The organism is Streptomyces sp. URMC 129 (assembly GCF_051386415.1).
In the GTDB taxonomy this organism is placed as follows: domain Bacteria; phylum Actinomycetota; class Actinomycetes; order Streptomycetales; family Streptomycetaceae; genus Streptomyces.
On sequence record NZ_JBPQTQ010000237.1, the window covers coordinates 1 to 3,435 of the forward strand.

At 72.4% G+C, this 3,435-nt stretch carries 3 protein-coding genes; 2 read left to right on the top strand and 1 reads right to left on the bottom strand.

The genetic code is table 11. The features are described from left to right. Positions 1-440: 440 nt before the first annotated feature. Both ACSNOC_RS27280 and ACSNOC_RS27285 read left to right on the top strand, forming a co-directional pair. A complete protein-coding gene (locus ACSNOC_RS27280) occupies positions 441-1,451 on the top strand; it encodes a sensor histidine kinase (protein ID WP_436750250.1) in 1,011 nt (336 codons plus the stop codon). Beyond that, positions 1,426-2,289, top strand: a complete 864-nt coding sequence (locus ACSNOC_RS27285) for a response regulator (RefSeq protein ID WP_436750251.1) — start codon at positions 1,426-1,428, stop codon at positions 2,287-2,289. Before ACSNOC_RS27280 ends, ACSNOC_RS27285 begins: the two co-directional genes overlap by 26 nt. Before the next feature lie 74 nt (positions 2,290-2,363). Here ACSNOC_RS27285 and ACSNOC_RS27290 read toward each other — a convergent pair whose 3' ends face one another. Then, complete coding sequence (locus ACSNOC_RS27290; protein WP_436750252.1) at positions 2,364-3,329, bottom strand: UbiA family prenyltransferase; 966 nt, start codon at positions 3,327-3,329, stop codon at positions 2,364-2,366. Between the last annotated feature and the right edge of the window lie 106 nt (positions 3,330-3,435).

A 3,435-nucleotide genomic window follows, 5' to 3' on the forward strand; every position in this document is an offset into this window, starting at 1 on the left:
CCCCCCCCCCCCCCCCCCCCCCCCCCCCCCCCCCCCCCCCCCCCCGCCGGCCATTGACCCGGCCGGCAGAAGAATCAAATCGCGAACTTTTTGATCGCACGGAAAAATCACCGGGGACATCGGCGGTCTTCACGAACCGAACTGACCATCGGTTATGCTGCCGCAGATGTGCAGTGCTATCCGGCATCGCCCGGAGGGGGAAAGCTCTTGACGATTACCGGCATGCAGTCATATTCACGTCCACCCACCGGCCCCTGCCGGTGTCCCTGCCCGACGAGAGCGCGCGACGGAAGCGGCGACGCGGCGGCCGTCACCGGCCGGGCGGGGAGGACGCCCCGGTGAACGCCGCCCCGGACAGATCCGCCGACACCCTTCTCGTGGCATCTTTGCGGCGCCAGGAGGATTCGGTAATCGAGCAATATCACGCGCGGCTGCGCGCGATGAGCAGTCCGCTCACCGCGGCTCCCGAAGCCTGGGCCCAGTGCGAACTCCAGGGCCGCCGCATTTTCCGCGACTGCGTCGCCAGCCTCGCCCAGGGCCGCGCCGCCGTGTCGGACACCCACATCGCCGAGGTCGTCGACCTCGGCGGTGAACGCGTGCGGCAGGGCATCCATCTCACCCATTCCGTCCGGGCGGGAGTCGTTCTCTTCGACATCGTCCTGGACCGGATCATCCAGTTCGCCAGGGACACCGGGATCTCCTGGCAGACCTACTCGGCCGCCGTCCGCGCCCTGCAACAGGGCATCGGCAGGCGCCTGGAGGCGGGGTCCATCGGCTACGACTCGTTCATGCTCGACCGCGTGCGGGAGGTCCACGACCAGGGCCACCGCCGGCTCGCCCGCGAGATCCACGACCAGATCGGGAACTCGCTCAGTCTGGCCATGCGCCAACTAGAGCTGTTCGAAGGCGAGTTGAGTCGGCAGCAGCACAGCCTCCCGGAGCATGTGCGGGCCGCCCAGACGGCCATACTCGAAACCCTCACCAGCACCAGGGAGCTCGTCACCGAGCTGCGCCGCCCCGCCGTGGGAGGCGGCCTGGAAGCCGCGCTCACCCGGTTCGTCCGCTCCATGGACGAGCCGGGTGTGTCCGTTCAGGTGTGGGTGCGCGGCCTCGACGAGTGGATCCCCGGCCCGCTCGCCGAGGAGTTGTACATCATGGTCCGCGAATGCCTGCGCAACGCGTTCGCGCACGCCGGGGCCGGAAACATCGTGGTCAACATCGACATCGCGCCGCACGAGATCCAGACCGAGATCATCGACGACGGACGCGGCTTCGACGTTGCGACGGTGTCCCGCCAGGGCAGCACCAACGGCCTGACCGGGATGCGGGAGCGTGCGGAGCTGCTGGGCGGCACTCTGCACATCCACTCCTCACCGGGCCGCGGCACCGACGTCACCATCTGGATCCCGATCAAGGCGGAGACCGATGAACGAGTTGACAGGCCGCGCTGAACCGAGGCGCGCGTCGCAGAGAGCGACGGACAGCAGGACAGGCACCACCACCCGCACCACCACCGGCGGCACGACGGACGGAACGGCGGACGGAACGGCGGAGACGACGGGCCCGAGAACGGTCCGCATCCTGGTCGCGGACGACCACATCCTGCTGCGCGAGGCCCTGTGCGACCTGCTCCGGTCGGAACCGGGCCTGGAGGTCGTCGCCCAGGCCGGCGACGGGGAGGAGGTCGTGCGGCTGGCGGCCGAACACCGGCCGGACGTCGTGCTGCTGGACATCGAGATGCCCCGCAACGAACCGGCCGTCACCGTGCGGCGGCTGCTGGAGCGGGACCCCACGCTGCGCATCATCGTGCTCAGCATGTACGACGGGCCGCACTTCGTGCAGGACCTGCTCGCCCTCGGGGTGCGCGGATATCTGCACAAGAGCACGGGCCGTGAGACGTTGGTGACCGCGGTGCGCGGCCGGGACGACGGGGAGCGCCGCACGGTGACCCTGTCCGTCTCCGCGCACAGCCTGCGCGGCCCGTCGCCGGATCGGGAGGACGACGACGTGCTGTCGGAGCGTGAGGTGCAGGTGCTCACACGGGTGTCGAGGGCGATGAGCAACCGGCAGATCGCCAGCGAACTCGGCATCGCCGAGGGCACGGTGAAGCGCCACATGCGGAACATCTTCACCAAGCTGGACGCCGTGTCCCGGATCGACGCCGTCAACAAGGCGACCGAACGGGCGCTGCTGCCGCGGCAGAAGGTGGTGCCGCTGGCGGCGGCGGCCGGCAGGACGCGCCGACGCCCGGTCGCCGCCCCGGTGTTCGGCCGGCGGTTCGGGGCGTGACGCGTGGACCCCGGCACCGGCCGCTCGTTCGGCCCGGTGCCGGGGTCCACGCGCGCCGGCTCCCACGCCGCCGCTCACACGAGCCCGGCCAGGCGCGCCAGCAGCACGGCGTGCGCGGCGTGCTGCGTCACCATGAACGCCCGGTACGGGTCGCGGGCGCACCTGGCGGCACCGCCCGGCCCCCGGGCCGGGGCAGCGTCGTGCCGTGTCGTCCAGCACAGCACCGCCACGGCGGACGCCCCGGCCACCAGCACCGGGGCCACCGGCCCCAGCACGGCGTCGTACGGGCGGGCCGCCACGGCGAATCCGCCGGCAACAGCGAACGCGCCCAGCGCCGCCACCCACCGCGCGGGGGCCTCGCCCCAGGCCGTCACCGAGGTGCGGCGCCCGGCCGCCGCGTCGCCCCTGGCGTGCGAGAAGTCCTTCGTGACGGCGCCGACGGCCGCCATCCACAGCGCCATTCCGGCGGCGAGCACCACCAGGGCGCCCGAGGGGCGCCCCACGCCGGAGGCCAGCCAGCCCGCCGCGTACGACAGCAGTCCCATCGCCAGCACGGCGCCCGAGGTCGCGGCCGTGCTGCGCTTGAGCGGCCGGGGCCCGGCCGAGTAGGCCCAGCCGATCATCAGGAACGCCGCCACGCAGCCGAGGAGTGCCGCGTTCCCGGCCAGCAGGGCGAGGGCGACGGCCCCCGCCGCGCACAGCCAGGTGAGCCGGGCGGCCGACGCGGGCGACAGGTCGCCCCGGGCGATGGGCCTGCCGGTCCCATTGACCCGGTCCTCCGCCACGTCCGAGACGCCGTTGAGGCCGTAGGCGAACGCCGCGCCCAGGACCCAGCACAGCGCCGGGCCGATGAGCCAGGGGCCCCAGCCGGTCAGCCGGCCGCCGTCGGCGACGGCCGCGCCGACCAGGAAGCGCAGGAGGAAGATCGCCTGCACGCAGGGGCGTGTCTCCTCGATGAACAGGAGGACTTCCCGCACCTCGACCGAGAACTTCCTGAAGCGGTATGCCCGTTGTCGTCGCTGAGGGACGTATTCCCACATGGGCGCACACTAGCCAGACTCTTCGGGGCCGCGCATGCCCCGTCCGGCGAGCCGGGCGATACCCCTCGGGGGAAGGGAAGGGGTACCGGACGGCCCGCCGGACGGG

Bases quoted from the DNA above. Each gene is read 5' to 3' on its own strand.
- ACSNOC_RS27280 (WP_436750250.1), top strand. From the start codon at position 441: ATGAGCAGTCCGCTCACCGCGGCTCCCGAAGCCTGGGCCCAGTGCGAA.
- ACSNOC_RS27285 (WP_436750251.1), top strand. From the start codon at position 1,426: ATGAACGAGTTGACAGGCCGCGCTGAACCGAGGCGCGCGTCGCAGAGA.
- ACSNOC_RS27290 (WP_436750252.1), bottom strand. From the start codon at position 3,329: ATGTGGGAATACGTCCCTCAGCGACGACAACGGGCATACCGCTTCAGG.